Below are 26273 nucleotides of genomic sequence, written 5' to 3'. Positions count from 1 at the left end.
TGCCAGCCCGCTCAGAGATGTGTATAAGAGACAGGAATAAAAACGGTCGGGCGTCGGGGTCGGGCTCCGCGGCGTCGGGTTCGTCTCGTGATCGGTCCGTCACGCCGTCCGATTCGTCCGACTCTTTATAACCGATGCCGCGGGCAGGGCGGCGTATGTCCGATCGAACACACGACTCGCGTACCGCGAACCGCCGGACGTTCAGCACCGACACCCGCGCGATAGAGGGACTTCCGGTCCGGCTCGTCATCGCGCTCGTCGTCGGTGTCGCCAGCCTCAGCGTGATGATGGGAATGATCGGCGACATCGACGGCCTCGCCGCGACGGAGCTCGACGCGCAGCCGCAGCCGGAAGTGACGACGCCCGGCGACCAGTCGGTGGACGTCGCGGTCGTCGACCCCGACGGGTCCCGCGTCGCGGACGCGACGGTCATCGTTCGCGGCGGCTCGGCGCAGATCGACGGCGTCGCCACCGCGGAGACGAACGGCGAGGGAGTCGCGACCGTGGACGTCAGTCCGTCACTCGGGCCGAATCAGGCCGACGGGACACTCACGATAGACATCAAGCCGCCGGCGGAGGGCGACTACGTCGACGAGCGGGGGAACACGGAGGTGCTCGTCGTCGAGGAGTGACGCGACGCTCTCGGTCGCCGGGCCGTCAGAGGTGGTCGTCCCAGTCGATCCAGTCCTGTTCCCAGCCGTGCCGGCGGCGGCGCCCGCGCTCGGCGCGTTCGGCGTCCTCACGTCGAGTGCGGTTTCGTTCCATGCCGGGCTGTTCGCCGTCGACGAGCATGGGTTGGAGCCGCGCCGGTCCGTGCGTCTCGACCGTCTCGAACCCGGCCGGTGCCGGGTCGTCGTCCGCGTCGGCGTCCGACGCGGCGGTGACCTCTCGGACGGGGGTGGTCGTCGCAGAGCCGCCGACGGCGTCGGAATCCGGCGTAGACGACGGTTCGATCGCCGCGACCGTCTGAACGCCCGCGCCGCGCGGGTAGACGATCCGGCCGCCGGGCGCGAGCTGTTCGCGGAGGGGACGGGGCGGTTCGACGACGGCGGCTTCGAGGAGGATCCGGTCGTACGGCGCGTACGCCGGCAGTCCGTCGGCCCCGTCCGCGCGGTCGACGAGGACCGCCTCGTAGCCCGCGGCGTCGAGGTTCGACCGCGCGGCGGCGACGGCGGCGCGGTCGATGTCGACCGCGTGAACGCGGCGCGCGCCGGCGATCTCGGCGAGCATGGCGACCGAGTAGCCGATCCCCGCGCCGACGACGAGCACCGTGTCGCCCTCGTCGACGTCGAGCGCGGTGACCAGCCGGACCACCGTCGCGAGAGAGAGCGAGTGAGGGTCGTCCTCGTCGACGGCACCGCCGCGAGGCGAGTCGTCGACGAAGGGGTCGCGCGGGACGCGCTGAAGCGCGGTCAACACGGGGGGCTCGATCGGTTCGCCGATCTGGTGTTCGAGCCCCTCGATCATGTCCGCCCTGAGCGACGCGTCGTCCATGCGCGGTCTGGGGGCTCGGTCCTCTAAAACTGTGTGTTCGGCGGGCCGACTACCGCATCGGAACGAACTGTACGGCCCCGTGGTCCTCGCGGTCGATGCCGTCTGCTCTGACCGCGAGTCGGACGAGCCGCTGGCGACCGCCGTCCGCGACGGGGGCGACCACGCGACCGCCCGGTCCGACGCGGTCGACGATCGCGTCGGGAACCGCTTCGGGCGCTGCGCAGGTGAGGTACGCGGCGTCGAACGGGGCCTCGTCGGCGAACGCCTCCCGTCCGTCGCCGGCCGCGACGGTCACGTCGTATCCGAGGCGGTCGAGGCGGTCGCGGGCGGCGACGGCCAGTTCGGGAACCCGCTCGGCCGAGAAGACGTTCCCCGGCCCGACAATTTCGGCGACGACCGCGGCGTGATAGCCGCACCCGGTCCCCACTTCGAGGACGCGGTCGCCGCGCTCGACGTCGAGGAGGTCCGTCATCGTCGCGACCATGTGCGGCGCGCTGATCGTCTGGTTATGACCGATCGGGAGCGGTCGGTCGGCGTACGCCGACTCGCGATGCGCCTCGGGGACGAACTCGTGGCGGGGGACGGCCCCGATCGCCGACAGCGTCCGCTCGCTCGCGTCGAGCCGTCGCCGGAGCGCGCTCACGAGGTCGCGTCTTTCGGCCGCGCGGTCGCCGTCGTTCATACGAGTCGGTAGCACGGTGAGCGTGGAGAAAGCATCGGCCGGGAGGTGCGGGCCGGATCGGTCGGGTCAGTTCACGTCGATCCGGTGTCCCTCGTCGGCGTCGACCGCGTCGAGCGGGACCGTCACGGTGAGGACGCCGTGGCGGTACGTCGCGGTCGCGTCGTCGAGCCGCGCGGTCGTCGGGAGGTCGACGGTCCGAGTGACCGACTCGTGACGGCGCTCGCGTCGGAGGTACCGCCGGTCCGCGTCCTCGCGTTCCGCGTCGCGCTCGGCGGCGATGGTGAGTCGGTCTTCGCGGGCGCGAACGTCGATCTCGTCGCGGTCGAACCCTGGAAGGTCGGCCATCACGACGTACTCGTCGTCGTACTCGGCGACGTCGATGTCGGCGGTCCTGAGGTCGCGGCCCCAGGCCCGCTCGCCGGCGAAGGGGGTACGGCCGAGGAACTGCTCGATCTCGTCGAAGGGATTCGTCGTGTTCATACCGACGGAAAAGAGCCGTGAGGTATTAAATAGCGACTGACGCGTGCTATCTCGCGGCCGCGGCGGGGCGGTACCGGTCCCGGCGGCGGGACGGGGCTCAGTTGACGTCGATCGTGTGCCCGCGGTCGTCGTCGGGCGAGCGCTTGGGGAGCGTGACGGTGAGCACGCCGGCATCGAACGAAGCCGTCGCCGCGTCGGCCTCGATGGGTTCGGGGATCGGGACCCGCCGGGAGACGGAACTGAGCCGGCGCTCGCGGCGGTGGTAGCGAGCGCCGTCGTCGGTCTCGTCCCCTTCGTCTCCCCCATCTGCCCCGTCGCCCGCGGGCTCCTCGTCCGCGACGTGGAGTCCGGTCGACTCCTCGCGGGAGCCGGTGATCACGAGCGCGTCGTCGCGCAGTTCGACGTCGACGTCGTCGGCGTCGAACCCGGGTAGGTCGGCGAGGACGGTGATCGTCTCGTCGTCCTCGACCACGTCGACGTCGACGTCGCGAGCGCCCGGGAACCGCGGGACGTCGGGGCCGGTCCCCTCGAGCGTCCCGCCGAGTTCCTCGAACTCGCGGCCCATCCGTTCGAGCAGCTCTTCGATCTCGTCGAAGGGATCGAGTCGGGTCATACAGGTCAGGATTCGTGACGGAGCGTCTTGAACGTACTGCCGGAGCGGGCGGCTCGGGACGGTCCGGGGGACGGCCGACAGACACTATCGGCTGGGGGCCGTGGCGATCGTATGCGCCTGTTTTGGCACCGAGGTGACGCGCGAACGCGGGACAACGCCGGGCTGGCCGCCGCGGCTCGGGACGGTGAACTCGTACCGGTCTTCGTGTACGACGCCGACCTGCTCGGAACGGTCGGCGCGCGCCAGCGCGCGTTCTTCCTCCGCCACGTGAAGCGACTTGAGGAGCGGTACCGCGAACTGGGGAGCGACCTGGTCGTCCGCGCCGGCGACCCGGAGGAGGTGGTCGTCGACCTCGCCGCGGCGTACGACGCCGAGACGGTGTTCTACAACGAACACTACAGGCCGGCCCGCCGGAACCGGCAGCGTGCGGTCGAGGACGCGCTCGCGGGTGCGGGCGTCGACACGGACTCGCGGACCGACCTCGTGTTGGTCGACCCCGGGCGGCTGGAGGCGCGTTACCCGAGCCACGGCCAGTTCCACGGCGACTGGGAGGCCGTGCCGAAGCGCGGTCCGTACGCCGAGCCGGACGCGGACGCGCTGGCCGACGTGCGCGACGGGAAGACGGTCCCCGAGCCCGACGCGGACATCGAGCTCCCCGGCGCGGGGTACGGGGCCGCCCGCGAGCGGTTCGACGAGTTCCTCGACTACGGGATCACCTCGTACAACGACACCCGAGACGACCTCCCGAAGGCGGTCGAGGCCCCGACGCACGCGGTCTCGCGAATGTCGCCGTACCTCGCGACGGGGGCGATCGGGATCCGGGAGCTGTGGGCGGGCGCGAGCGACCGCTACGACGCCGTGACCGGCGGGGAGCGCCGCAACGTCGACAAGTACCGGTACGAGCTGTCGTGGCGCGAGCAGATGTACCATCTGCTGTACTACAACCCGGACCTGGCCGTGTCGAACTACAAGTCGTTCCCGAACGAGATCGCGTGGCGCGACGACGACGCGGCCTTCGAGGCGTGGACGCGCGGCGAGACCGGCTACCCGCTTGTCGACGCCGGGATGCGACAGCTGAACGAGGAGGGATACATTCACAACCGCCCGCGGCAGGTGGTCGCGAGCTTCCTGACGAAACACCTCCTGATCGACTGGCGGCGCGGCGCGCGCTACTTCACCAAGCAGCTGATCGACCACGACTACGCCTCGAACCACGGCGCGTGGCAGTGGACCGCTTCCACCGGGACCGACTCCGTCGACGTGCGCATCTTCGACCCGGTGAGCCAGATGTCGAAGTACGACGACGGCGCTCGCTTCGTGAAGGAGTACGTCCCGGAGCTGGCGGACGTGCCGGCCGGGAAGGTCGTCGACTGGCCGACCCTCTCGCGGGCGGAGCGCGAGGAGCTCGCTCCCGACTACGCGCACCCCATCGTCGACCGGAACGAGGGGTACGAGCGGGCCCAGCGCGTCTTCGAGGAGGCGCTCGGGAAGCGATAGCGGTCGCGGGCCGACGCGGGGGTACCGGCGTTCCGTAACCGAGTCCTTTTCGTGGGGCCCCGAGAACGGCTCCGCTATGTCCCCTGTCACGATCGACGACATCGAGGCCGCGGCCGAGCGGCTCGCCGGCACCGACATCGTCCAGCGTACGCCCGTCGAGCGGAGTCGGTCGCTGAGCGAGCGGTGCGGCGCTGACGTCCGGCTGAAGATGGAACACCTCCAGCGCACCGGCTCCTTCAAGACGCGCGGTGCGTACAACGCGATCTCGCGGGCGGGTGACCGCGGCGGGGCGGGACCCGACGAGCCGGCGATCGAGCGCGTCGTGGCCGCGAGCGCGGGCAACCACGCGCAGGGGGTGGCGCTCGCGGCGGCGGACGCCGGGATCGACGCGACGATCGTGATGCCGGAGTCCGCGCCGGCGGCGAAGATCGAGGCGACCCGCAGTTACGGGGCCGAGGTCGTGCTCCGCGGGAACGCGTTCCCCGAGGCGATGGCGCACGCCCGGACGCTGACCGACGACCCCGGGACGCGGTTCGTCCACGCGTTCGACGACCCGAACGTGGTCGCCGGGCAGGGGACGCTCGGGCTGGAGGTGCTCGACCAGGTCTCGGACGTCGACACCGTCCTCGTCCCGGTCGGCGGCGGCGGCCTCGCGGGCGGCGTCGCGACCGCGGTCAAGGCGCGGTCGCCCGAGACGCGGGTCGTCGGCGTTCAGACCGAGGGCGCGTCGACGCTCGCGGAGAGCCTCGCGGCCGGCGAGCTCGTGACGCGCGACGAGCCCGACACCATCGCGGACGGGATCGCGACCGGCGGCCTGAGCGACCTCACGTTCGGCCTCCTGAGCGAGCACCTCGACGGCGTGGTGGTCGTGAGCGACGACGACGTGGCGAGCGCGATCCTCCTGCTCTTGGAGCGCGCGAAGCAGATGGTCGAGGGCGCGGGCGCGACCGCCGCGGCCGCCCTGCTGAACGACGACGCGCTCGACGCTCTCGACCTCGCCGGCGAGACCGTCGTCCCGCTGCTCTGTGGCGGGAACATCGACGTGACGACGCTGAAGGAGGTGGTGACCCACGCCCTCGTCGACCGCGACCAGCTGATCGAGCTCTCCGTCCGGATCGATGACACGCCCGGGACGATGGGCGAGATCAGCACGCTGATCGGCGCGGAGCGCGCGAACATCCGGACCGTGCGCCACGAGCGCAGCCGACCGGACCTCCCCGTCGGCGACGCCGACCTCGTGTTCGAGGTGGAGACGAACGGGCCGGCGCACGTCGACCGCGTCCTGAACGCGGTGCGCGAGGCGGGGTACGCGGTGGAGTGGACGACGCAGGAGGCGTGAGCGGGGAGGTCGGTTTCTCGAAAGAGAACTGCGTGGCGCGCGCCTCCGAGCGTCCGCAGGGCGCGAGGAGCGCGCGCGAGGGAGTCGGCCGACCGGAGCGAAGCGGAGGGAGGCCGACGAGGCTGGGGAGGTGTGAGGTGCTGTGCGTTTGGGGTGGGACTCAAAGGGGCAGTCGCGAGGACGAAGCATACCGACGCAAGGACCGCAGGGAGCGAACGGAGTGAGCGACTGAGGACTACAGCGAGGTGCGCGAGTCCTCGCCGACTGGGGCTTTGGCGGTGTTCACCGGTACTTGGTAGCTACCCGCGTACAGCCGAGCGACTGGGGCTTTGGCGGTGTCCGTCGCCGATCTGCCAACAGCGTTCATAGCCGATCCGACGACGGCGTCCGCGACCGACCCGCCATCCACACCGACTCGTGATCGAATCGGAGGCGATCTGACGTGATCCGACGATTTGAAACGCTCACTCCGGCAACGGCCTCGTAATGAGTCTCGTCGTTACCGACACCCTAGGAGACGAGCGCGTCGAGTTCACGGCCGACGGCGACGTCACGCTGTACGTCTGCGGCCTGACGGTGTCGGACGACCCGCACCTCGGCCACGCCCGCCTGTGGTTCCACGCGGACGTGCTCCACCGGTGGCTCGACCACCTCGGCTACGACGTGCGCCACGTCGAGAACGTCACCGACGTCAACGAGAAGATCACGGCCCGCGTCGGCGAGCGCGAGGGTTGGGCGGCCGAGCGCGACGTGGCCGAGACGTTCACGGCGACCGTCTTCGACGCGATGCGCGGCCTGAACCTCAAGCGCGCCGAGGTGTACCCCCGCGTCACCGAACACGTGCCGGAGATCGTCGACCTCGTCGAGACGCTGATCGAGAAGGGGTACGCATACGAGTCGAACGGCTCCGTCTACTTCGACGTGACCGCCTTCGAGGAGTACGGCAAGCTCTCGAATCAGGAGGTCGACGCGCTCGAAGCGCAGGGCGAACCCGACGAGCGGTCGGAGAAGCGGAACCCGGCCGACTTCGCGCTGTGGAAGGCCGACGGCGTGAGCGAGGCCGCCGCGCGCGAACACGCGAAACACGACCACGGCGCGGAGACGCCCGACGGCGAGACGTGGGAATCGCCGTGGGGCGAGGGCCGTCCCGGGTGGCACGTCGAGTGCTCGGCGATGTCGACGACGCACCTCGGCGACACCCTCGACGTCCACATGGGCGGGCGCGACCTCGTCTTCCCCCATCACGAGAACGAGATCGCGCAGTCGGAGGCGGCCACGGGCGAGGCGTTCGCGCGCCACTGGCTCCACGTCGGCCTGTTGGAGATGGACGGCGAGAAGATGTCCTCGTCGATCGGCAACTTCTGGACCGTGCCGGACGCCTTGGACGAACTCGGCGTCAACGTCGTCCGCACCTTCTACGCCGGCGCGGCCTACCGCTCCGAGCAGGCGCTCACCGAGGAGACGATCGCGGAGGCCGAGGAGCGCTGGGAGCGGCTCTCGCGCACCTACGACCGCGCCGTCGCGGCGCTCGACTCGACCGACGCCCGCGCGAAGGCCGAAGACGACGACCTCCGCGGCGCGGTCGACGAGGCGCGGGACGACTTCGCCGCCGCGATGAACGACGACCTCAACCTCCGGGAGGCGACCGCGGCCCTTCTGGACCTCACCGACGCGGTGAACCGGCACGTGGACGCGGTCGACGAGGCTCGGGACGACGACGCGGGTGGTGACGGGAGCGCGGACGGCGACGGGAGCACGGGCGGCGACGCCGCCTACGACTACCGCGGGCTCCGCGAGGCCGTCGAGGCGTTCGAGGCGCTCGGCGGCGACGTGTTGGGACTCCAGTTCGAGTCGACGAGCGACGGCGACGTCGACCTCGCCGGCGAGCTGGTCGAACTCGTGTTGGACGTGCGCGAGACGGAGCGCGAGGCCGGCAACTACGAGCGCGCGGACGATCTTCGCGACGCGCTCCGCGAGGTCGGCGTCGAGATCGAGGACGGCCCGGACGGCGCGACGTACCGGTTCGAGTAGGACGGAGATACGGCTTTCGCTGAAGTAGCCGAGGAAGCGGTGATAGTACCGAACATTCGGGAGTTTACTAGCGACTCGTCGTCAGCAGGGCCGCGGAGAACATCTCCAAAGCCCTAGCCGCGCAGTACCGGAGTCGAACCGTTCACTCCAGCACGTGTTCGGTGTCGTACGAGCCGAGCACCTTGACCCAGCCCTTGTCGGCGATGGCCTCGACGTCTCCGACCGCCTTCGCCATGTGATCCTCGTAGAGCCCGGCGTCCACGTCGAAGTGGAACAGGTAGTCGCCGAGTCGCTCGCCGCTCGGGCGCGACTCGATCCGCGAGAGGTTGAGGTTGCGGTCGGCGAACGCCTCCAGCAGTTCCAGCAGCAGGCCGGGGTAGTTCGCGTTCGGGTAGACGATCAGCGTGGTCTTCCCGCCGGCGTCGGCCCTGGCGGACGCGGGCGCGACGACGAGGAACCGGGTCGCGTTCGACGTGCGGTCTTGGATGTCCTCGGCGAGGATAGAGAGGTCGCTACCGGCGTTATCGGGGTGGCCGATCCCGGCGACGCGGGCGTCTTCGCGGGCGCGTTCGACGCCGCGGGCCGTGGAGGCGACCGCTTCGAGGCCGGCGTCCGGGTAGCTCGCCTCCAGCCAGTTGCGACACTGCGCGAGCGCCTGCGAGTGGCTCGCGACGACGTCGAACGCGTCGTCCTGCGCGAGGAGGGCGTGGCGGATGGGCGTGACGACCTCGCGGGTGACGGAGACGTCGTACTCCGCGAGCGCGTCGAGGCTCTCCGTGACGGAGCCCTCGATGCTGTTCTCGATGGGGACGACGCCGCGCTCGAACTCGCCGTCGGCGACGGCGTCGACGATGGCGGTGACCGATTCGCGGAACGACACCTCGGCGGCGACGGCGCGCGCGGCGCGGTGCGAGTACGTGCCGGCGGGGCCCAACGTGACGGCGTTCATTGCCCCACCGTTTCAGGGGAGCCGAGAAAAGCCTGCGGGGCGCGGCGATGTTTCCGGGCCCTTCGTCAGGCGCGCCCCTCGTGGCGGGTCACTCCTCGTCCGGCTCGGTCGGCACGCCGCCGAGGTTCCCGTCCTCGTCGAACAACTTGGCGCGGAGGAACCGGGTACGGTACCGGTTCGCGCCCTCCTTCGCGTCCGCCTCGCGGATCTCGTCGGTCCGGCCGTCGGCGACCGCGTCGATGATCGCCTCGACCTGCTCCTTCTCGCTCGGGGTCAGGTCGAACTCGTAGGTCCGCGGCTGCTCGCTCTCCAGCCGCGTCCACTTCCGCGCGGCCGACACCACCACGGAGCAGGGCTCCCGGCAGGGGAACACCCCGTCGCCGCCGTCGACGTCGAGGTCCGTCTCGTCGTCGTACTGCCACTCGCGGCGCTTGAGACACTGCGAGTCGTCGCAGCACGCCTCCGCGACCCAGTTGACGTGCTCGTACCCCTCGCCGCGGTCCCACGTCTTCACGACGCCGTAGATGCCCGACTGGCGCTCCATCGTCTCGCGCCAGTGGGTCACGTCGAGGTCCCCTTCCCGCTCGCGGTGCCAGTTTGCGACGGTCGCCGGGTAGATCGTCTCCACCGTCTCGTAGAGGTCGCGCGGGCTGAGGTCTGGGAAGACCCACCCTCCTGCCAGCGACAGGGCCGTCTTGAGCGGGCGGTACCGTCCCTTCTCGTCGAACGTGACCAAGCCGCGCGCGTCGAGCGGATCGTCGTAGACGTCGAGGTCATCGACCAGGACGCCGGCGTCGTCGACGTGGCGCACGTCGTAGCGGCGCTCCCCGCGGTCGGTGACCCTGGCCGTGACCCGCAGTTCGCCCCAGGCGCGCTCGATCCCCTCGGCGAGGGCCGCGTACCGGGTCGCGACGGTCTCGCCGTCCGCGTCCTCGATCCAGCGGAGGAACGCGCGGCGCGGGCCGAACTCGCCGACGACGCGCTCGAAGACGTACCAGTCGGTGACGGCCGCGGCGCGCTCCGCGAGCGCCTCGTGGAGGTCGCCCTCGGTCATCCCCGTCGGGCGGTCGCCGTCGGCGAGGACGTACTCGTCGGCCCCGCCGGCGGGCAGGTCCTCGTCGGTGCCCTCGGTACCGCGCGCGACGCTGAACCCTTCGAACCGGACCGGCTTCCCCGGCTCGCGGTCGGCGAGCGCGTCGAGGACCGCGTCGAACGCCTCGCTCGGGAGTTCGATCTCCGGGACTGCGGGCGCGTCGGGGTCGTCGGCGGACGCGTCGCCGTCGTCTGCGGGCTCGGCGGCGGCCGCGTCCGTCTCCGCGGGAGTCGGGTCGCTCACGGTCAGTCCCCCGTGGCGACGCGGGTCGTCTCGCGCACGTCGTCGAGCGCGGTCCCGAGGTCGGCACCGGCGTCGGCGGCGCGCTCTAAGACCACGTCGGCCATGAGCGGCTCCGTCCCCACCGCGCCCGCGTACCAGATTCGGGTGCCGTCGACCGTCTCGGGCACGTCGTACCCCTCGGTGTGGTCCTCACAGAGCCCCACGTCCTCCGGGATGTCCTCCTGCGTGTGGTAGCCGTCGGCGATGAACAGCGGGACGAGGACGACGTCGTCGCTCTCGAAGTGTTCGGGGAGGTCGTCGACCTCGGGGTCTTCGTCCATGTACAGCGCCTTCACCTCGTCGAAGCGGTCGCGCTCGGCGATCCGGTCGGCGTGGTACTCGATCGCCTTCGCGCTGTTCTCGTTGCGCTCGGTGCCGTGCCCGACGACCGCGAGGCCGAACCCCTCGCCCACGTCGGCGTCGTTCGTCACGGACTCGGCGCGGCGGACGATCACGTCGGTCATCGCGCGGTGGGTCCCGACCGGTCCGCAGTAGTGAACCTCCCGGTCGATGTCCTCGGCGACGAGCGTGGCCTGGTCCGCCGAGAGGCCGTCGGAGTCCCACTCCGAGACGTCCCAGCCGGCGAGCCGGAGCTCGCGGGGGATCACCTGTTCGGTGAAGTACCCCTCCGAGATGAACAGCGGGACGACGTACACCTCGTCGCCCTCGACGGTGCGGAGCACCTCTCGGAAGTGCGGCTCCTCCTTCCAGAACCCGGTGCGGACCTCGTCGAAGGCACCGGTGGCGCGGATCGTGTCGGCGTGGTCGTACGTCGGCGCGCTCGACTCGGGGTTGAGGTGCGAGCCGTGCGCGACGATGACGAGCGACTGCATACCCGTACTGGGGCCGCGCCGCTCTTAGGGACTTCGGAGGCTGCGGGGCGGCGAGAACGTGGCCGCGCCGAGGCCGCGGGACGGGCTGAAAGGCGACCGCCGTCGGACGCGAGTCAGTTCGGGTCGGCCGTCGGCACCGCGTCGAGCGACTCCTCGACGACCCGGACCGCGTCCGGACCGTCGCGCCGGCCGACGACGCAGACGAGCGCGTCCCCCGCGACCCCGGCGGCCGCGACCTCGACGTCCCGGACGGCCAGCCGGCGGAGCGTCGCCGCGAGCGCCGCGGCGTCGACGTCGCCCGTCGCGACGATGGCCGTGCGGTCGCCCTCCGGGACGAGCGCCGCGTCGCCGACGCGGAGGAGCGGCCCGCCGGCGTCGCCCTCGGCCGCGCCGTCGGCCGCCGAGAGCCCGACGCCGCTGCGCATCGAGACGCTCGCTACGCGCGTCTCCGTGGCGTACGCGGGCAGGTCTTCCCGGAAGCGGCGGAGGGCGGCCGCGACCGCGTCCGGATCGCCGTCGAGGACGGCGGCCTCGGCGAGCCACGCGGCCGCGGCGCTGTGGTTCAGGAGTCCGGCCCGCAGCGCATCGAAGACGAACGGGCGTGATCGAACGGCCTCGCGGGTGTCGGCTGCCAGCGACATGGCTCGACGTGCGGGCGTCCGCAGCAAGCCGATTTCGATCGCCGCGGGGCGAGGCGGGGCGGAGCGGTCGCAACGACGGTAGGAGATAGTCGCGACGACGACGGAGGTCAGTCGTCGTCCTCGGCGACGGTCGCGGACGGGACCGAGGGGCTGTTCGGCGCGCGGTCGGTCTCGTCGGCCGGCAGCGGCTCCTCGGACGCCGACAGCCACCGGACGAACCCGCCCATGGCGACGAGGCAGACGAGCGCGAACGGCGCGCCGGTCACGATCACCGACGACCGGAGCGCGGTCGCGCCGCCGACGACGACGAGGACGGAGGCGATAGCGCCCTGGAGGACGCCCCAGAACACGCGGTTCGCGCCCGACGGCTCCCGGCTCCCGCCGGTCGTGAGCATCCCGACCGCGAGCGTGGAGGAGTCGGCGGATGTGAGGAAGAACGTCGTCACCAACACGAGGAACAGCAGCTGCCACAGCTCGCCGCCGGGGAACGCCCCGAAGATGACGTAGCCGGAGACGCCGTCGCCGAACTCACCGACCGCGCCGAGGACGTCGACCGCACCGGACTCCTGAAGACGGATCGAGGTCCCGCCGACGACGGTGAACCACAGCGCCGAGACCGCCGTCATCGTGCCGAACGCGGTGGCGACGACCGACCGGATCGTGCGGCCACGAGAGATGCGCGCGAGGAACAGCCCGACGAACGGGGCCCACGCGATCCACCACGACCAGTAGAAAACGGTCCACGCGGCCGTCCACCCCGCGCCTCCCTCGACGCCGCTCCCGGTGAACAGGCTCATCTCGAAGAAGGAGGTCGCGTAGGTGCCGAGCGCCGCGACGCCGACGTTCAGCACGTCGGTCGTCGGTCCGGCGACGAGCGCGACGCCGAGCAGCAGCGTCATGATCGCGATGTTGAACACGGAGAGACGGCGGATGCCGCGGCTGACGCCGGCCACCAACGAGAGGGTGAACAGGACCGTAATCCCGACGATGACCGCGACGGTCTCCGCGTCGCCGAAGGCGATCCCGGTACGGAACGTGACGCCCGTCAGGAGCTGCGTGGCGATGAACCCGAGTCCGGTCGCGATGCCGCCGATGGTGGCGATGACCGCGAGCGTGTCGACCGTCCGGGCGACGACGCCGTCGAGCCGGTCGGAACCGAGCACGGGGTACAGCGCCGTCGACACCCGGAACGGGGCGTCGTGCCGGTAGGCGAAGTACGCGACCGGAATGCCGATCGCGAGGTACCCGCCCCAGGCGCTGACGCCGTAGTGGAAGACCGTGTACGCGACCGCGGGCACCGCCGCCGCGCTCGACTCCGCGGCCACCTCGCCCGCGAACAGCGGCGGGACGGTCTGGTAGTGTAACAGCGCCTCCACGGGGCCGAAGAAGACGATGCCGGCCGACAGCCCGGCCGAGAAGAACATCGCCACGTACGACGCCGTCCCGTACTCGGGGTCGCCCTCGCCGAGGCGGACGCGTCCGTAGCGACTGACGAGGAGGTAGCCGGCGGCCCCGACCAGCGCGAGCACCGTGCCGAGGTAGAGCCACGCGAGCCCCTGGCCGAACGTGACGAACGCCGCGTCGATCGCGGCGGCGGCCCCCTCCGTGTCGGCCGCCGTGTACGCGAGGAACGCGAACGTTGCCAGCGCGCCGGCGGCGAAGGGCACGGGATCGACCTCGGATCTGAACGAGCGTATCGACTCGACGACGGAGCGTCCATTCATAAACGAGTGGGTATCGATCAACAGGGCCTCAACCGGGTTAAACCTGTTTCCGAGCGCGTCTGCGTCCGTTTTCGTCCGCGTACCGCGGTCGGAAATCGACGGCGGACCGTCACCGTCGTCGGCCGCGCCGATCCGGCGATGTGCGAGCGGCAGAGATTCGTGTCGTCGGCCCGTATCCGCGGCCGTGAACCACGTCCCGAACGAGGCGCTGGCCGCGGTCGACGCGTTCGGCGAGGGGCACCTCCGCGGCGACCCGCCGCCGGTCCGCGAGCGGCTCCGGTCGGACCTCCGAGTCAGGATCGAGGCCGACGACGACGGCCGGACGGCGCGGTGTCGGTTCGAGACGGAGTACTCGCGGACGCCGCCTGTCCTCCGCGACCGGGATTCGTTCCTCGTCACGTACGTGGACGGCGTCGACGAGCGCCTCCGCGAGTGGGGGATCGAGCCCCCGCCGGCGTACGAGTACCGCGAGACGGTCGACGGCACGCACCGGTACGAGGGGACGCTGACGCTGCCGTGACAGCGCGGTCCCGAGGCGCGGCACCGCGGGCCGGAGTTTATGTCGCCGTCGACCGGACGGAACGGTGTGCTGCTCACGACCGCCTTCGTCTTCCACGTGCTCTCCGGCGCGCTGTGGACCGGCGCGACGCTGTACGTCGTCTACGCGACCCTTCCGCGAGCGGCCGACGGGACGCTCGGCCGCGAGGCGTTCGTCGACGCCGCGCACCGCCTCCTCATGGTCACGCGGTGGACCGGGGTGGTCCTCCCCGTCACCGGCGCGTACATGATCTGGCGACTGTACGCGCCCCTGGAAGCGCTCGCGACGACCCGCCGAGGGTGGGCCGTCCTCGCGATGCTGTCGCTGTGGGGCGTGATGAACGGGGTCGTCGAACTCGGCGTCCTCCGGATGCGCCGCGAGGTCGACCCGAACGTCGGGTGGGGTCGGTACATGGCCGAGGGGTTCCCGGTCGACCGGCTCGCCGGCGGCGCGAGCGTCCCCGGATCCGCCCGGTTGGCGTCTGTCGCCCGACCCTACCTGCTGGCGAGCAGCGTACTGGCCGTCCTACTGCTCGTCGACGCCGCCCTGTTGGCGGGCGGCGTGCCCGGCTAACCGAACCGCGATACGGATATATAAACGGCATCGGATCGGCTCGCTCGAAGCGAGAGAGATCAATGCTAACTCTCCGCACGAACTGAGTGCGAACGCCGCGATGTCGGGTGGTTTCTACGGGACGCCGTCGGCGTCACCCGTGTGCGTCCGGGCGTCGCTCAACGAGACATTTATATAGAATCACAATCAATCAAACGCTGTATGAGTCAGCGAATGCAGCAGGGTCAGCCGATGATCATCATGGGCGATGACGCCCAGCGCGTCCAAGACAAGGACGCACAGGAGTACAACATCTCCGCCGCGCGCGGCGTCGCCGAGTCCGTTCGGTCGACGCTCGGACCGAAGGGGATGGACAAGATGCTCGTCAACTCGATGGGCGACGTCACCATCACCAACGACGGGGTCACCATCCTCCAGGAGATGGACATCGACAACCCGACCGCCGAGATGGTCGTCGAGGTCGCCGAGACCCAGGAGGACGAGGCCGGCGACGGGACGACCAGCGCGGTCGCCATCGCGGGCGAGCTGCTGAAGAACGCCCAGGACCTCCTCGAACAGGACATCCACCCGACGGCGGTGATCAAGGGGTTCAACCTCGCGAGCGAGTACGCCCGCGAGCAGGTCGACGAGGTCGCGACGGCGGTCGACCCCGACGACACCGAGACGCTCCGGAACGTCGCCGAGACGTCCATGACCGGCAAGGGTGCCGAGCTCGACAAGGACGTGCTCGCCGACCTCGTCGTCCGCGCGGTACAGGGCGTCACGGTCGCGGCCGACGACGGCTCCCACGTGGTCGACCTGGCGAATCTGAACATCGAGACGCGCACCGGGCGCGCGGCGGGCGAGTCCCGCCTGCTCACCGGCGCGGCGATCGACAAGGACCCGGTCCACGACGACATGCCGACCGACTTCGAGTCGGCGAACGTCCTGCTCCTCAACGACCCGATCGAGGTCGAGGAGGCCGACGTCGACACCTCCGTCAACGTCGACTCCCCGGACCAGCTCCAGAAGTTCCTCGATCAAGAGGAGGAGCAGCTCCGCGAGAAGGTCGATCAGATCGTCGACTCCGGCGCCGACGTCGTCTTCTGCCAGAAGGGCATCGACGACCTCGCGCAGCACTACCTCGCGAAGGAGGGCGTGCTGGCGGTCCGCCGCACGAAGAAGTCCGACCTGACCTTCCTGAAGAACGTCCTCGGCGCGCCGATCGTCACCGACCTCGACTCCCTGACCGCGGACGACCTCGCGGTCGGCTCGGTCGAGCGCGACGACGACGAGGAGCTGTTCTACGTCGAGGGCGAGGACGCCCACGGCGTCACGCTCCTCCTGTACGGCACCACCGACCACGTGGTCGACGAGCTCGAACGCGGCATCCAGGACGCGCTCGACGTGGTCTCGACGACCGTCTCCGACGGCCGGACCCTGCCCGGCGGCGGCGCGGTCGAGGTCGAACTCGCGCGCCGGCTGCGCGACTACGCCGACTCCGTCGAGGGGCGCGAACAGCTCGCGGTCGAGGCGTTCGCTGACTCCCTCGAACTGATCCCGCGCGTGCTCGCCGAGAACGCGGGCCTCGACGCGATCGACCTGCTGGTCGACCTCCGCGCGGCCCACGAGACGGGCGACCGGAACGCCGGGCTCGACGTGTTCGCCGGCGAGGTCGTCGACACGGCCGAGGCGGGCGTCGTCGAGACGGCCCACGCGAAGGAGCAGGCGATCGCCTCCGCGGCTGAGGCGGCGAACCTGGTCCTGAAAATCGACGACATCATTTCGGCGGGCGACCTCTCGACCGCGGGCGGCGACGACGAGGGCGGTGCCCCCGGCGGCGGCATGGGCGGCATGGGCGGCATGGGCGGCGCGATGTGAAGTCGGCCGAAAGCTGATTTCACACGCCCCGTCACCGTCTCGCCTCACGAACGCTCCGTTTTCCCCCGTTTCGACACCCCACCAGCCGGAAGGCCGCCGAAGTCGGCGGGCGCGCATAGAGCTTCGCTCGCTCGCCTCTCCCTCGCCCGTGCGCGCCGCGCACATCGACGGCCGCACCTCTTTACGCGTCCGGGTCGTATGAGGGGGCGATGGCAGATCTAACGCTCTACGAGCTCGACGGCTGTCCGTACTGCGCGAAGGTGAGGACGAAGCTGGCCGACCTCGATCTGGAGTACGACTCGGTGAAGGTCCCGCGCTCGCACGGCGACCGCACGGAGGTCGAGGAGATATCCGGGCAGACCGGGGTCCCCGTCCTCGTCGACGAGGAGCACGGGGTCGAGGGAATGCCCGAGAGCGACGACATCGTCGAGTACCTCGACGAGACGTACGGCGGCGCGAGCTGACCCCCGAACGGGAGGCTATTTATCCGCCCGCGGCGAGGTGACCCGCGTGCGACTCGTACACCGCCCCGACGCGACGGGCGACCGGAGCGAGACCGTCCTCGCGAGCGACGTCGACGTCGCCCGGTCGACGCTCGAACAGGCCCGCGGGCTGATGTTCCGGCGGTCGATCCCCGGCGACTACGCGCTGGTGTTCCCCTTCGACGAGCCCGACACGCAGTGGCTCCACATGCTGTTCGTGCCGTTCGCGATCGACGCGGTGTGGCTCGTCGACGGGGAGGTGACGACGAAAAAGCGGCTCTCGCCGTTCGTCGGGCTCGGCCGCGGGGACGCCGACACCGTGATCGAACTCCCCGCGGGGGCGGCGGAGTCGGTGACGGCGGGCGACGAGCTGCGGCTGGTCGAGTGAGCCGACGACCGGCTTAGACTCCGTCCTCGAAGTCGTCGAGCGTGAACAGTTCCCCGTCGTCGGACGATGACCCCTCGGCGGCACGCAGCGACAGTTCGACGCGGCTGCCGCCGGCCTTGCTCTCGGCGATGTCGAGGCTCCCGCCCCCGGCGGTGACGATCCAGTTCACGTACCAGAGGCCGAGCCCGCTCGCGTGGTCGAGCGGCGTCTCTTCCCCGGTGAGCACGGCGCGCTCGGCCGGCGGGATCCCCGGACCGTCGTCGGCGACGACGAGCGAGACCCACGACTCGCTGGGCAGCTCCGCGGCCGAGACCCGGACCCGCGGCTCGTCGGCGTCGTTGTGTCGTATCGCGTTGTCGACGAGTTCGGAGACAGCTTCGGGGAGGAACGCGACCGCGGAGACGGCGAGCCCGTCGGGGACGCTGACGTCGACGGTGGCCCGAGCGCGGACCGTCTGATCGAGGGATTCGAAGGCCGCGTCGACCGCGGGCGCGAGCGCGATCGGTCGCGGCGAGGGGCGCTGGGAGAGCAGCCGCTCCACCTTCCGCGAGGTCTCGCCGAGGCGCAACAGCCGCTCTGCGGTGTCGACCACGCGTTCGAGTTCGGTGACGAGGTCGGGGTCGTCGACCGCCTTGATGGCCCGCCCGGTGAACCCGGTGACCACGTTGAGGTCGTTCCGGAAGTTGTGCCGCAACACGCGGGTCAACACCGCGAGCCGCTCCTCTCTCAGCGACGCTTCGGTGAGGTCCTCGCCGACGCCGACCGCGCCCACGACCCGGTCGCCGTCGGTCACCGGCCCGATCGAGAGGCGGTACGGGAGGCGCTCTCCGGAGCGGCTGAGCAGCCGCGCCTCGCAGGAGGCGGTCTCCCCGTCGCGGTACACCTGCGAGAGCGCCTCGCTGACCGCGTCTCGCGTCGCCTCGTCGAACAGCGACGTGAGCGCCCGCCCCGACAGCGACGCCGGCTCGTAACCCGAGTCGGCGGCTAACCGGTCGTTCCACCGCGAGAGCGTTCCCTCCTCGGTACAGCGGAACAGCGCGAGCGGGACGGTGTCGGCGAGCGCGTCGACGAGTCGGCGCTCCCCGTCGCGCTCGGCCTCGGCGGCGACGCGGGCGGTGGCGTCGGAGAGGCCGACGACGAGCCACTCGCTTCCGGCGATCGTCGCCGTGTGGAGCGCGACGTCGACCCGGAGTCCCGGGTCGCCGAGCCGGAGGTCCCACTCGAACCGCTCGACCGCCTCGTTCGCGCCGTTGGAACCGGCGGAGCCGGACGCGGACGCGGCGGCCGCGACGTCCGCGATCGGGTCGCCGGAGACGGCGGCGTCGGTCTCGCCGAGGTCCGGGAGGCCCATCAGCGTCAGCGTGCCGCGGTCGTGACCGACGAGGTCGGCCGCCGGCGCGTTCGCGGCGCGGACGGCCAGCGTGTCCGGATCGCAGGCGAGCGTCGGAGTCGGCACCGCCTCGACGAACGCCCGGAGGATGCCGGTCGCGGCGGCGTCGCCGCTCGACGGCGGTCGGTTGCCGCCCGACGAGTCCGCGTCGCGGTCACTCATCTGTCGGTAATCCAGACACTCCGCGCATATGTGTTTATGGATTTATGAATCGCGCCGGAGCCGAGGCGACGGGCGGCGCGACGCCGGTCAGTCCGCCTTGGCCTGCCAGTCGCGGACGGTGTCCGCGCCCACGCCGTCGACGTCGGCCGCGAGGTCGTCCGGGTCGGCGGATTTGAGCTCGTCGACGCCGTCGACGCCGGCGTCCTTCAGCTTCGCGGCGGTCTTCTCGCCGATCCCCTCGACGGCCTGGAGCTCCGACCCCTCTTGCCGGGCGGTGAACTCGCGGTAGTTACAGATCGGACAGCCGAGCTCCCACGGCTCGTCGCCGGAGTGGACCCGGAGGTGCGGGAGGTCGTGCTCCTCGCAGCGCTCGTCGGTGACCTCGATCTCGCCGCGGCGGGGGAGCGGCAGCGAGTAGTCGCAGTCCGGGTAGCGCGTACAGCCGACGAGCCGGGAGCCGGAACGGAGGCGCTTGATGGCGAGGTCTCCACCGTGTTCCGCTCCGCAGTCGGGACAGACGCCGATCACCTCGTCCTCCTGTTCGTCCGCCTCGTCGGCCTTACACTGCGGGCAGCCGTGGACGAACGTCTTGCGGCCGGCGAGCATCTTCACGTGGCGCAGGTCGTGGTCCTCGCAGGTCTCGTCTAAGAGGAGCGGCTTGCCGGTGGAGGGGAGCGGCAGCGTGTACTCGCAGTCCGGGTAGCCGTCGCAGCCGACGAAGTACGACCCCTGTCGCGACTTCCGGACGAGGAGGTCCGAGCCGCACTCGGGACACGGCCCGAGCGTCTTGTCCGCCTTCAGCGACGTCTGGAGGTGGTCGCCGACGGCCTCGCGGGAGTCGGTGAGGTCGTCGAACACGCGCGAGAGCAGCTCGCGGGAGGCCTCGGTCACCTCGTCGTACGCCTTCTCGCCGGCCGCGATAGCCGCCATGTCCTGTTCGAGCTGGGCGGTCATCTCCTCGCTCACGATCCGGTCGGCGAACTCCTCGGCGGCCTCGACGACCGCCTCGGCGAGCCGCGTCGGGCGTGGCGGGTCGCTCTCGACGTAGTTGCGGTCGTACAGTTTCTCGATCGTCCGGTGGCGGGTCGCCTTCGTCCCGAGCTGCCGCTTCTCCATCTCCTCGATGAGCCGGGACTGCCCGTACCGCCGCGGGGGTTGGGTCTCCTTCGCCTCGGTGGTTCGGCCGGACAGCGCCAGCGTCTCGCCGACCTCGACGTCCGGGACGATCCGCTCGTCGCTGGAGCGGTACGGGTACACCTCGTGGTAGCCGGCCTCCAGCAGCCGCTTCCCGTTGGCCTTCAGCCGCAGCCCGCCGTCGGCGGCGAGGTCGGCCGGCTTCGCCGCGTCCTCGGAGTCGCGGAGCGCGGCGAGCCCGTCGGCGCGCTCCGCGATGGGTGTCGCCTCGCCGTTCGCGAGCGCGACCACGCGCAGCCGCTCCCAGGTGGCGGGGTCGGCGCAGGTCGCGAGGAACCGGCGGACGATCAGCTCGTACACCTCCCACTCGTCGTCGGAGAGGTCGGCGGCGGCGGGGAGCTCGCCGGTTGGATGGATCGGCGGGTGGTCCGTGGTCTCCTCGTCGCCCTCGGTCGGCTCGATCTCGCGGTCGTCGTCGAGCAGGCTCGCGGCGTCTTTCCCGAACGTCGAGGCCGCGGAGAGTTCTTCGATCAGCTCCTCGGGCTCCAAGTCCTCGGGATACACCGTGTTGTCGGTCCGCGGATAGGTGACGTAGCCGGCGGTGTAGAGGTCCTCGGCGAGCGACATGGCGCGCTGGGCGGAGTGGCCGAGCGACCCCGCCGCGCGGATGAACGCGGTGGTGTTGAACGGCGTCGGCGGGTCGTCGGTCTGCGTCCGCCGGGTGACGTCGTCGACGGTCGCCCCGTCGGCCGCGTCGAGCGCCTCCGTGAGCGCGTCGGCGACCGCCTCGTCCCAGACGCGCTCGCGCTCGTTGCCCTCGTCGTTCAGGTAGAAGTAGCGCGCCTCGAACGGGTCGCCGCTCGACTTCGCCAGCTCGCCCGTCAGCTCCCAGTACGACTCGGGGTCGAACGCCTCGATCTCCCGCTCGCGGTCGACGATGAGCTTGAGCGTCGGGCCTTGGACCCGGCCGACGGAGATGAAGTCGTCGCCGAGCTGGCGCGCGGACAGCGAGAGGAACCGGGTGAGCGCCGCGCCCCAGGTGAGGTCGATGGTCTGTCGCGCCTCGCCCGCGGCCGCCAGCTCGAAGTCGAGGTCGTCGGGGTTCGCGAACGCCTCCCGAACCTCGTTCTCCGTGATCGAGGAGAAGCGGACGCGGTCGACGGGGACGTCCTCGTTCACCTCGCGGACCAGCTCGTACGCCTCCTTACCGATGAGCTCGCCTTCGCGGTCGTAGTCGGTCGCGATGACGACCCGGGAGGCGTTGCGGGCGAGCCGGCGCAGCGCGGCGACGATCCCCTCCTGCGTCGGGGTCTTCGTGACGGGCGCGTCGATGAGCTCGACCGGCTCCACGTCGCGCCAGTCGTTGTACTCGGCGGGGAAGTCGACGCCGACGACGTGACCCGACAGGCCGATACACCGCTTGCCGCCCCACTCGTAGACGTTGACGTCGTTCATCCGCTCCGCGGTCGCGGACTCGCCGCTCAGGATGTCGGCGATGCGCCGCGCCGCGTTGTCTTTCTCCGTGATGATCAGTTCGGGGCCGCGACTCATTGCGGCGAGATAGGCCGCACCTCGGTCTAAAGCTTTCGCGACGGAGAATCACCGGCAGGCGCGGGGTCGAACGAGCGGTGAGGAGGGACCCGAAGGCGGCCGGTCACCGGGCCGCGTCGTCGGACTCGGCGAGGAACTCCGCGTCTGTCGCCTCCCGGTACGGTTCCGGCGGTTCGTCGTCCGCGTCGAGTTCGCGCCGTGCGAGGTGGTTCTCGAGTTGGCGGCGCTTGTTCCTCCCTTTCCGCTCGCGGCCCGATTTCGTGTCTGGCATCGTCACCCGTGTCAACAGTACCCACACATATGAATCTTGTGTCGGTGTGCGGACGGGTCCGGGACGAGCAAATCGGGCTCGATCAGGGCAGATCCGGCCGACTGCGGCGGTGTATACCCCGAAGACCCGGAAGCGACCGCGATCGCTTTTCGGAGAACGATGCGGTGGCGCGTGCCTGCGAGCGGCCGCCCCCGGCGGCCGAGAAGCAGCGCGCGAGGGAGTCAGTCGCCCGGAGCGACGCGAAGGGCGACTGACGAGGGTGGGGAGGCGTGAGGTGCGGCTGCGGTGCGGGGCGGAGCTCGCGGCTGGGGCTTTGGTGATGTTTGACGCCGTCTGTGGTCGGTCATGTTCAGAGGAGGCGGCTTCTGACCGGAAGGCGGTCGACACGGGCGACTCACGAATCGTTCGGCCGGGGGTTACGGATCGATGTGATGGACTGCGTCGGGGGACAGGAGCCGGTCAGTATAGTAGCCGTTAGAAATAATTACTCACTTTTGGAATCGAAAGCTGTTCAAGAGCGGTGTCGATCGCGGTTGTAAGCTCGTCGAGTGANTATAGTAGCCGTTAGAAATAATTACTCACTTTTGGAATCGAAAGCTGTTCAAGAGCGGTGTCGATCGCGGTTGTAAGCTCGTCGAGTGAGTCGAAGAAGCGGTTGCTGAGTGCTGCTTGGAGCTGTCTCCAGCATTCCTCGACAGGGTTCAGCTCCGGCGAATACGACGGGAGTGTCACAAATGCGAGGTCGTCACGGGCCGCGAGGTCCGTGACGGCCGATGCTTGAAAATACGGTGCGCCATCAAGAACGACTATTAGATCATCTTCGAATTCATTACATAATGCTAAAATGAAATGTTTTGCGTGATCAGCAGTAATATACTCCGTGATCCGAGAGAAAAAGCGCTCACCATCCTCGGTGATCGCGCCCAACAAGCACGTCCAGTCCCGTTGACCGGATAATTTGACGGAAGGCCGCGTGCCGCGCGGAAACCACGCGGCACGCGGCTCGACTTGCACAGATTTCTTGGTTTGATCGATACAGACTACTGTGGCGTCCATTTCCCGTCGCTTTTTTTGATCTCGTCGTGAAACGCTTCTTGATCGTTTTCGTCGGATTCAGCGGCTGAACGGCGTGGCTTTTGATAACTCAATCCCGCCTCTTTCAGTAGCCGCCGACAGCTTGGGATTGAGTACTCGACGTCGTACGTTTCTTCAAGATATTCTTTGACAAGCGCCGGCGTCCACGCCGGCGCGTCAAAGCCGATCTCTTGTGGTGATTCGTGGACTGTGTGTTCAAACTCTTGTTGCTGTTTTTCTGAGAGTTTTCGCTTTCGGCCAGATCGATGAGCATCAATAACGGCCTGTTCAAGCGGCTTGTCAGTATCGAGTCGGTTGAGCCAACTGTAGATCGTTCGTCGACCGGTGTCGTGCCACTCGGCAAGTTCAGTCTGCGTGACGCCGTTTTTGTACGCGATCGCAGCTAACAACCGTTGTGTCGGCTTGTTTCCGTCGACGTTGTCAAGCGCGTCTTGGAGTTCTTCGACGGAGATCTCGTCGAGATGATCCATTAGGTACTGTACAATCTGCCGTGCGGAAAGTTCTAACGGCTACTATAGNTCTTGGAGTTCTTCGACGGAGATCTCGTCGAGATGATCCATTAGGTACTGTACAATCTGCCGTGCGGAAAGTTCTAACGGCTACTATAGGTAATACGACCCATCCGTTCGGGAGAACGCGAACCTCGCCTCGGTGAAGCACCTGCTCCTGCTCGAAATCGCCGTACACGGTCGCGTCTTGGTAATCGATCAGATGGTTATCCGAAATTTCGTCCGGTGCGATGACCATACACCGTGAGCAGTTGCCTCGTTGATAGTTCTTTGTCGATCTGAGAAACGACCGCTTGGCGTTCTCCGACAGCGCAGTGGCTCGTCGCTGCCGCTCCTCGCTCGTAGTCGGCGTCGACAGAACGCCAAGAGAGGGATTTGAACTCCAGTCGTTCCGCTCGCTGCGCTCGCTTCACTCCCTAGTTCAAATCCCTCAGTCTCGGTTTTCGACGAACGGCTCGCTCCGCTCGCCGTGTCGTTCGTCGAAAACGCCAGGAGAGGGATTTGAACCCCCGATCCCGGATGGGAACACGCTTTCCAGGCGTGCGCCTTACCACTCGGCCATCCTGGCTCATCCGGTGATACTCCGGTGCGACTGTTAAGTCCTTCTTTTCGCTCGCAGTCGCGCCTCGGCGAGGTAGGAGAGACCGGCCGACGCGACCGCGACGGCGACCGCGACGGACACCGTCCCGCCGAGACCGACCGGCAGCGACCCGGGACCGACGAGCCGGTACCCCTGCGCGAGCGCGAGGAAGGCGAACCCGCCGACGGCACCCCACAGCGCCGCGGACCGCGCTCTGACGCGGGGCGTGGCCGGCGCGCCGACCGCGCGGCCGCCGCCGTCGGAGCCGGGCGCGTCGTCCGAGTCGGTCCCGGCGTCGGGTCCGCCCTCGCCGTCGCCCATCTACTCGACGACGGCGACCGCCTCGATCTCGACGCCGACCCCCTTGGGGAGCGCGCCCGCCTCGACCGCGGAGCGGGCCGGGGGCGACTCGTCGAAGTAGCCGGCGTACGTCTCGTTCATCTCGTCGAAGTCGTCCATATCGGCGAGGAACACCGTCGTCTTGAGCACGTCCTCGGGGGCCGCGCCGGCCTCCTCCAGCACCGCGAGGAGGTTGTCGAGCGCCCGCTCTGTCTGGACCGCGATCGGCGCGTCGTCGAGGAGTTCGCCGTCGGGCGTCAGCGGGATCTGCCCGGCCGTGAACACGAGGTCGCCGTCGGTCGTCGCCTGACTGTACGCGCCCACCGCCGCCGGTGCGTCGTCCGTGTGAATGGTCTCCTTCATGCGGACGGCCATTCGACCGGCGGCCTCAAGAGTACTCTGGAGCGGACCGGCCGAACGCGGGCGAGAGGGTCACCGTCAGACACAAGCGGCTGGAGTGGTAACACGACACATATGACGGGAGACCAGCTCCTGCCGCTCGCCGCGATCTTCGTCGGCGTGGCGGCGCTCAACCTCGCGGTGACGTGGCTGCTCGTCCGGCGGAACCGCGACCCCGCGGAGCTGTTCGGCTCGGTCGCGACCCGGTCGTCGGACGCGGACGGCGACGTGGAGGGCGTCGGGCCGGCGCTCGCGGTCGACCGGGACCCTGAGCCCGACGGAGCGGACGAGACGGACGGCGAGGACGGCCCGCCGCCGCTCGACGCCGACGGGGAGACGGTCGTCTGCCGGCACTGCGGGGCCGAGAACCGCGCCGGGTACCGGTACTGCCGCTGGTGCGCGCAGTCGGGGTTCGTCGACGAGGACGGCGGCGTCACCGCGGGGACCGCGATGGCCGACCGGTCGCTGTGAGCGCGACCCGGGGAGACCGTCAAGCGGCGTCGATCTGACAGCCGGCGGCGTAGTCGATCCCGTCGATGGTGTCGATGCCGTCGTCGCCGCAGACCGGGCAGTCGGGGTTGCGCGCGTACGGCACGGTCTCGAAGGAGAGGTCCATCGCGTCGTAAAACAGCATGCGACCGACGAGCGGTTCGCCCGCGCCGATGAGCAGTTTCACCGCCTCCGTCGCCTGGAGGCAGCCGACTGTCCCGGGGAGGACGCCGAGGACGCCGGTGCTGGCGCAGTCCGGCACCGTTCCGGGCTCCGGCGGTTCGGGGAACAGGCAGCGGTAGCACGGGCCCTCGGGCGAGAGCGTCGTCACCTGTCCCTCGAACTTGTAGATGGCTCCGTGCGAGACCGGGACCCCCTCGATGCGGGCGGCGTCGTTCACCACGTAGCGGGTGGCGAAGTTGTCCGAGCAGTCGACGACCACGTCGTGGGCCGCGATCAGCTCGCGGGCGTTGCTCGCGTCGAGCCGCAGTTCGTGGCGCTCGACGTCGACGTCGGGGTTGAGGTCCGCGACGAAGTCGGCGGCGGAGTCGACCTTCGTGCGCCCCACGTCGCCGTCGCCGTGGATCACCTGTCGCTGGAGGTTCGAGCGCTCGACGACGTCGTCGTCGACGATGCCGAGCGTTCCGACGCCCGCGGCGGCGAGGTACTGGATCGCCGGCGCGCCGAGCCCGCCCGCGCCGACGACGAGGACGCGGGCGTCGAGCAGCCGCTTTTGCCCCTCCGGACCGACATCGTCCAAGATGACGTGTCTGGAGTAGCGGTCGAGCTGGGTCGCGTCGAGGGAGAGACTCATGACTCCGACCAGTGCCGGCGCGGATATAATCGTGTTCCCGA

Annotated in this window: 26 protein-coding genes and 1 tRNA gene; 10 read left to right on the top strand and 17 right to left on the bottom strand. The window is 69.8% G+C overall.

The window, feature by feature from the left end; genetic code table 11:
* The first annotated feature begins 155 nt into the window (after positions 1-155).
* Positions 156-632, top strand: a complete 477-nt coding sequence (locus tag C464_RS02160) for a DUF7382 domain-containing protein (RefSeq protein ID WP_006111860.1) — start codon at positions 156-158, stop codon at positions 630-632.
* A 25-nt stretch (positions 633-657) separates the two neighbouring features.
* On the opposite strand, the gene C464_RS02155 is transcribed toward C464_RS02160, so the two are convergent.
* The 4 genes from C464_RS02155 to C464_RS02140 form a co-directional block, all read right to left on the bottom strand.
* On the bottom strand, positions 658-1494 hold the full coding sequence (locus C464_RS02155; RefSeq protein ID WP_006111859.1) for a protein-L-isoaspartate O-methyltransferase family protein: 837 nt from the start codon (positions 1492-1494) through the stop codon (positions 658-660).
* A gap of 49 nt (positions 1495-1543) precedes the next feature.
* A complete protein-coding gene (locus C464_RS02150; protein WP_006111858.1) occupies positions 1544-2176 on the bottom strand; it encodes a protein-L-isoaspartate(D-aspartate) O-methyltransferase in 633 nt (210 codons plus the stop codon).
* 66 nt (positions 2177-2242) lie between these two features.
* Positions 2243-2656: an archaeal heat shock protein Hsp14 gene (hsp14, locus tag C464_RS02145; RefSeq protein WP_006111857.1), complete on the bottom strand. Its 414-nt coding sequence runs from the start codon at positions 2654-2656 to the stop codon at positions 2243-2245.
* Positions 2657-2753: 97 nt separating this feature from the next.
* Positions 2754-3269: an Hsp20/alpha crystallin family protein gene (locus tag C464_RS02140; RefSeq protein WP_006111856.1), complete on the bottom strand. Its 516-nt coding sequence runs from the start codon at positions 3267-3269 to the stop codon at positions 2754-2756.
* Between the two features lie 111 nt (positions 3270-3380).
* Between C464_RS02140 and C464_RS02135 the strand changes: the two genes are divergently transcribed.
* The 3 genes from C464_RS02135 (at position 3381) to cysS (ending at position 8136) form a co-directional block, all read left to right on the top strand.
* Positions 3381-4766 (top strand): cryptochrome/photolyase family protein, encoded by a 1386-nt coding sequence (locus C464_RS02135; protein ID WP_006111855.1) that lies wholly within the window; start codon positions 3381-3383, stop codon positions 4764-4766.
* Positions 4767-4842: 76 nt separating this feature from the next.
* Positions 4843-6105, top strand: a complete 1263-nt coding sequence (gene ilvA, locus C464_RS02130) for a threonine ammonia-lyase (protein WP_006111854.1) — start codon at positions 4843-4845, stop codon at positions 6103-6105.
* Positions 6106-6591: 486 nt separating this feature from the next.
* Positions 6592-8136: a cysteine--tRNA ligase gene (gene cysS / locus C464_RS02125; protein WP_006111853.1), complete on the top strand. Its 1545-nt coding sequence runs from the start codon at positions 6592-6594 to the stop codon at positions 8134-8136.
* A 142-nt stretch (positions 8137-8278) separates the two neighbouring features.
* On the opposite strand, the gene pheA is transcribed toward cysS, so the two are convergent.
* The 5 genes from pheA to C464_RS02100 form a co-directional block, all read right to left on the bottom strand.
* Positions 8279-9085, bottom strand: coding sequence for a prephenate dehydratase (gene pheA, locus C464_RS02120; protein ID WP_006111852.1), 807 nt, complete (start codon positions 9083-9085; stop codon positions 8279-8281).
* Positions 9086-9173: 88 nt separating this feature from the next.
* Positions 9174-10421: a DR2241 family protein gene (locus C464_RS02115; RefSeq protein ID WP_006111851.1), complete on the bottom strand. Its 1248-nt coding sequence runs from the start codon at positions 10419-10421 to the stop codon at positions 9174-9176.
* 2 nt (positions 10422-10423) lie between these two features.
* Entirely contained in the window at positions 10424-11293 is an 870-nt protein-coding gene (locus tag C464_RS02110; RefSeq protein ID WP_006111850.1) for a CbiX/SirB N-terminal domain-containing protein, read from the bottom strand.
* A gap of 113 nt (positions 11294-11406) precedes the next feature.
* Positions 11407-11934 (bottom strand): DUF7523 family protein, encoded by a 528-nt coding sequence (locus C464_RS02105; protein WP_006111849.1) that lies wholly within the window; start codon positions 11932-11934, stop codon positions 11407-11409.
* A gap of 107 nt (positions 11935-12041) precedes the next feature.
* Positions 12042-13658: a BCCT family transporter gene (locus tag C464_RS02100; RefSeq protein WP_006111848.1), complete on the bottom strand. Its 1617-nt coding sequence runs from the start codon at positions 13656-13658 to the stop codon at positions 12042-12044.
* Positions 13659-13842: 184 nt separating this feature from the next.
* On the opposite strand from C464_RS02100, the gene C464_RS02095 reads away from it, so the two are divergent.
* The 5 genes from C464_RS02095 to C464_RS02075 all read left to right on the top strand — a co-directional run bounded on the left by C464_RS02095 (position 13843) and on the right by C464_RS02075 (position 17499).
* Complete coding sequence (locus tag C464_RS02095) at positions 13843-14178, top strand: hypothetical protein (RefSeq protein ID WP_006111847.1); 336 nt, start codon at positions 13843-13845, stop codon at positions 14176-14178.
* Between the two features lie 66 nt (positions 14179-14244).
* On the top strand, positions 14245-14769 hold the full coding sequence (locus C464_RS02090; RefSeq protein WP_049910773.1) for a hypothetical protein: 525 nt from the start codon (positions 14245-14247) through the stop codon (positions 14767-14769).
* 213 nt (positions 14770-14982) lie between these two features.
* A complete protein-coding gene (thsB, locus tag C464_RS02085; protein WP_049910776.1) occupies positions 14983-16629 on the top strand; it encodes a thermosome subunit beta in 1647 nt (548 codons plus the stop codon).
* 209 nt (positions 16630-16838) lie between these two features.
* Complete coding sequence (locus C464_RS02080; protein ID WP_006111844.1) at positions 16839-17093, top strand: glutathione S-transferase N-terminal domain-containing protein; 255 nt, start codon at positions 16839-16841, stop codon at positions 17091-17093.
* 37 nt (positions 17094-17130) lie between these two features.
* Entirely contained in the window at positions 17131-17499 is a 369-nt protein-coding gene (locus C464_RS02075) for a DUF192 domain-containing protein (protein ID WP_006111843.1), read from the top strand.
* A gap of 13 nt (positions 17500-17512) precedes the next feature.
* Here the strand turns inward: C464_RS02075 and C464_RS02070 are convergent, their stop codons facing one another.
* The 7 genes from C464_RS02070 to C464_RS02045 form a co-directional block, all read right to left on the bottom strand.
* A complete protein-coding gene (locus C464_RS02070) occupies positions 17513-19051 on the bottom strand; it encodes an ATP-binding protein (protein WP_006111842.1) in 1539 nt (512 codons plus the stop codon).
* Positions 19052-19138: 87 nt separating this feature from the next.
* The gene (locus tag C464_RS02065) at positions 19139-21736 is read right to left on the bottom strand and encodes a DNA topoisomerase I (protein WP_006111841.1); all 2598 of its coding nucleotides are present in this window, start codon (positions 21734-21736) and stop codon (positions 19139-19141) included.
* Positions 21737-21839: 103 nt separating this feature from the next.
* Positions 21840-22007 (bottom strand): hypothetical protein, encoded by a 168-nt coding sequence (locus C464_RS19110; RefSeq protein ID WP_006111840.1) that lies wholly within the window; start codon positions 22005-22007, stop codon positions 21840-21842.
* A 564-nt stretch (positions 22008-22571) separates the two neighbouring features.
* Positions 22572-23572 (bottom strand): IS630 family transposase gene (locus tag C464_RS17115; protein ID WP_099046391.1). Its coding sequence is split into 2 segments (ribosomal slippage): positions 22572-23080 and positions 23080-23572, totalling 1002 coding nucleotides; the frame shifts between segments, so codons are not numbered across the junction.
* Between the two features lie 525 nt (positions 23573-24097).
* Positions 24098-24179, bottom strand: a tRNA-Ser gene (locus tag C464_RS02055).
* Positions 24180-24206: 27 nt separating this feature from the next.
* The gene (locus C464_RS02050) at positions 24207-24512 is read right to left on the bottom strand and encodes a hypothetical protein (protein ID WP_006111837.1); all 306 of its coding nucleotides are present in this window, start codon (positions 24510-24512) and stop codon (positions 24207-24209) included.
* Positions 24513-24893, bottom strand: coding sequence for a Rid family detoxifying hydrolase (locus tag C464_RS02045; RefSeq protein WP_006111836.1), 381 nt, complete (start codon positions 24891-24893; stop codon positions 24513-24515).
* Positions 24894-25004: 111 nt separating this feature from the next.
* On the opposite strand from C464_RS02045, the gene C464_RS02040 reads away from it, so the two are divergent.
* Positions 25005-25400 carry a zinc ribbon domain-containing protein gene (locus C464_RS02040; RefSeq protein WP_006111835.1) on the top strand — a complete coding sequence of 132 codons (396 nt, stop codon included), beginning with the start codon at positions 25005-25007 and terminating at the stop codon, positions 25398-25400.
* A 19-nt stretch (positions 25401-25419) separates the two neighbouring features.
* On the opposite strand, the gene ubaA is transcribed toward C464_RS02040, so the two are convergent.
* Positions 25420-26232 (bottom strand): SAMP-activating enzyme E1, encoded by an 813-nt coding sequence (gene ubaA / locus C464_RS02035; RefSeq protein WP_006111834.1) that lies wholly within the window; start codon positions 26230-26232, stop codon positions 25420-25422.
* Between the last annotated feature and the right edge of the window lie 41 nt (positions 26233-26273).

Source organism: Halorubrum coriense DSM 10284 (assembly GCF_000337035.1).
In the GTDB taxonomy this organism is placed as follows: domain Archaea; phylum Halobacteriota; class Halobacteria; order Halobacteriales; family Haloferacaceae; genus Halorubrum; species Halorubrum coriense.
Note: the sequence above shows the minus strand (reverse complement) of the source record. Positions and strands in the feature narration are given on the sequence as shown.

Coding starts and splice junctions, on each gene's coding strand:
- C464_RS02160 (WP_006111860.1), top strand. CDS start 156: ATGTCCGATCGAACACACGACTCGCGTACCGCGAACCGCCGGACGTTC.
- C464_RS02155 (WP_006111859.1), bottom strand. CDS start 1,494: ATGGACGACGCGTCGCTCAGGGCGGACATGATCGAGGGGCTCGAACAC.
- C464_RS02150 (WP_006111858.1), bottom strand. CDS start 2,176: ATGAACGACGGCGACCGCGCGGCCGAAAGACGCGACCTCGTGAGCGCG.
- hsp14 (WP_006111857.1), bottom strand. CDS start 2,656: ATGAACACGACGAATCCCTTCGACGAGATCGAGCAGTTCCTCGGCCGT.
- C464_RS02140 (WP_006111856.1), bottom strand. CDS start 3,269: ATGACCCGACTCGATCCCTTCGACGAGATCGAAGAGCTGCTCGAACGG.
- C464_RS02135 (WP_006111855.1), top strand. CDS start 3,381: ATGCGCCTGTTTTGGCACCGAGGTGACGCGCGAACGCGGGACAACGCC.
- ilvA (WP_006111854.1), top strand. CDS start 4,843: ATGTCCCCTGTCACGATCGACGACATCGAGGCCGCGGCCGAGCGGCTC.
- cysS (WP_006111853.1), top strand. CDS start 6,592: ATGAGTCTCGTCGTTACCGACACCCTAGGAGACGAGCGCGTCGAGTTC.
- pheA (WP_006111852.1), bottom strand. CDS start 9,085: ATGAACGCCGTCACGTTGGGCCCCGCCGGCACGTACTCGCACCGCGCC.
- C464_RS02110 (WP_006111850.1), bottom strand. CDS start 11,293: ATGCAGTCGCTCGTCATCGTCGCGCACGGCTCGCACCTCAACCCCGAG.
- C464_RS02105 (WP_006111849.1), bottom strand. CDS start 11,934: ATGTCGCTGGCAGCCGACACCCGCGAGGCCGTTCGATCACGCCCGTTC.
- C464_RS02100 (WP_006111848.1), bottom strand. CDS start 13,658: ATGAATGGACGCTCCGTCGTCGAGTCGATACGCTCGTTCAGATCCGAG.
- thsB (WP_049910776.1), top strand. CDS start 14,983: ATGCAGCAGGGTCAGCCGATGATCATCATGGGCGATGACGCCCAGCGC.
- C464_RS02080 (WP_006111844.1), top strand. CDS start 16,839: ATGGCAGATCTAACGCTCTACGAGCTCGACGGCTGTCCGTACTGCGCG.
- C464_RS02070 (WP_006111842.1), bottom strand. CDS start 19,051: ATGAGTGACCGCGACGCGGACTCGTCGGGCGGCAACCGACCGCCGTCG.
- C464_RS02065 (WP_006111841.1), bottom strand. CDS start 21,736: ATGAGTCGCGGCCCCGAACTGATCATCACGGAGAAAGACAACGCGGCG.
- C464_RS19110 (WP_006111840.1), bottom strand. CDS start 22,007: ATGCCAGACACGAAATCGGGCCGCGAGCGGAAAGGGAGGAACAAGCGC.
- C464_RS02050 (WP_006111837.1), bottom strand. CDS start 24,512: ATGGGCGACGGCGAGGGCGGACCCGACGCCGGGACCGACTCGGACGAC.
- C464_RS02045 (WP_006111836.1), bottom strand. CDS start 24,893: ATGAAGGAGACCATTCACACGGACGACGCACCGGCGGCGGTGGGCGCG.
- C464_RS02040 (WP_006111835.1), top strand. CDS start 25,005: ATGACGGGAGACCAGCTCCTGCCGCTCGCCGCGATCTTCGTCGGCGTG.
- ubaA (WP_006111834.1), bottom strand. CDS start 26,232: ATGAGTCTCTCCCTCGACGCGACCCAGCTCGACCGCTACTCCAGACAC.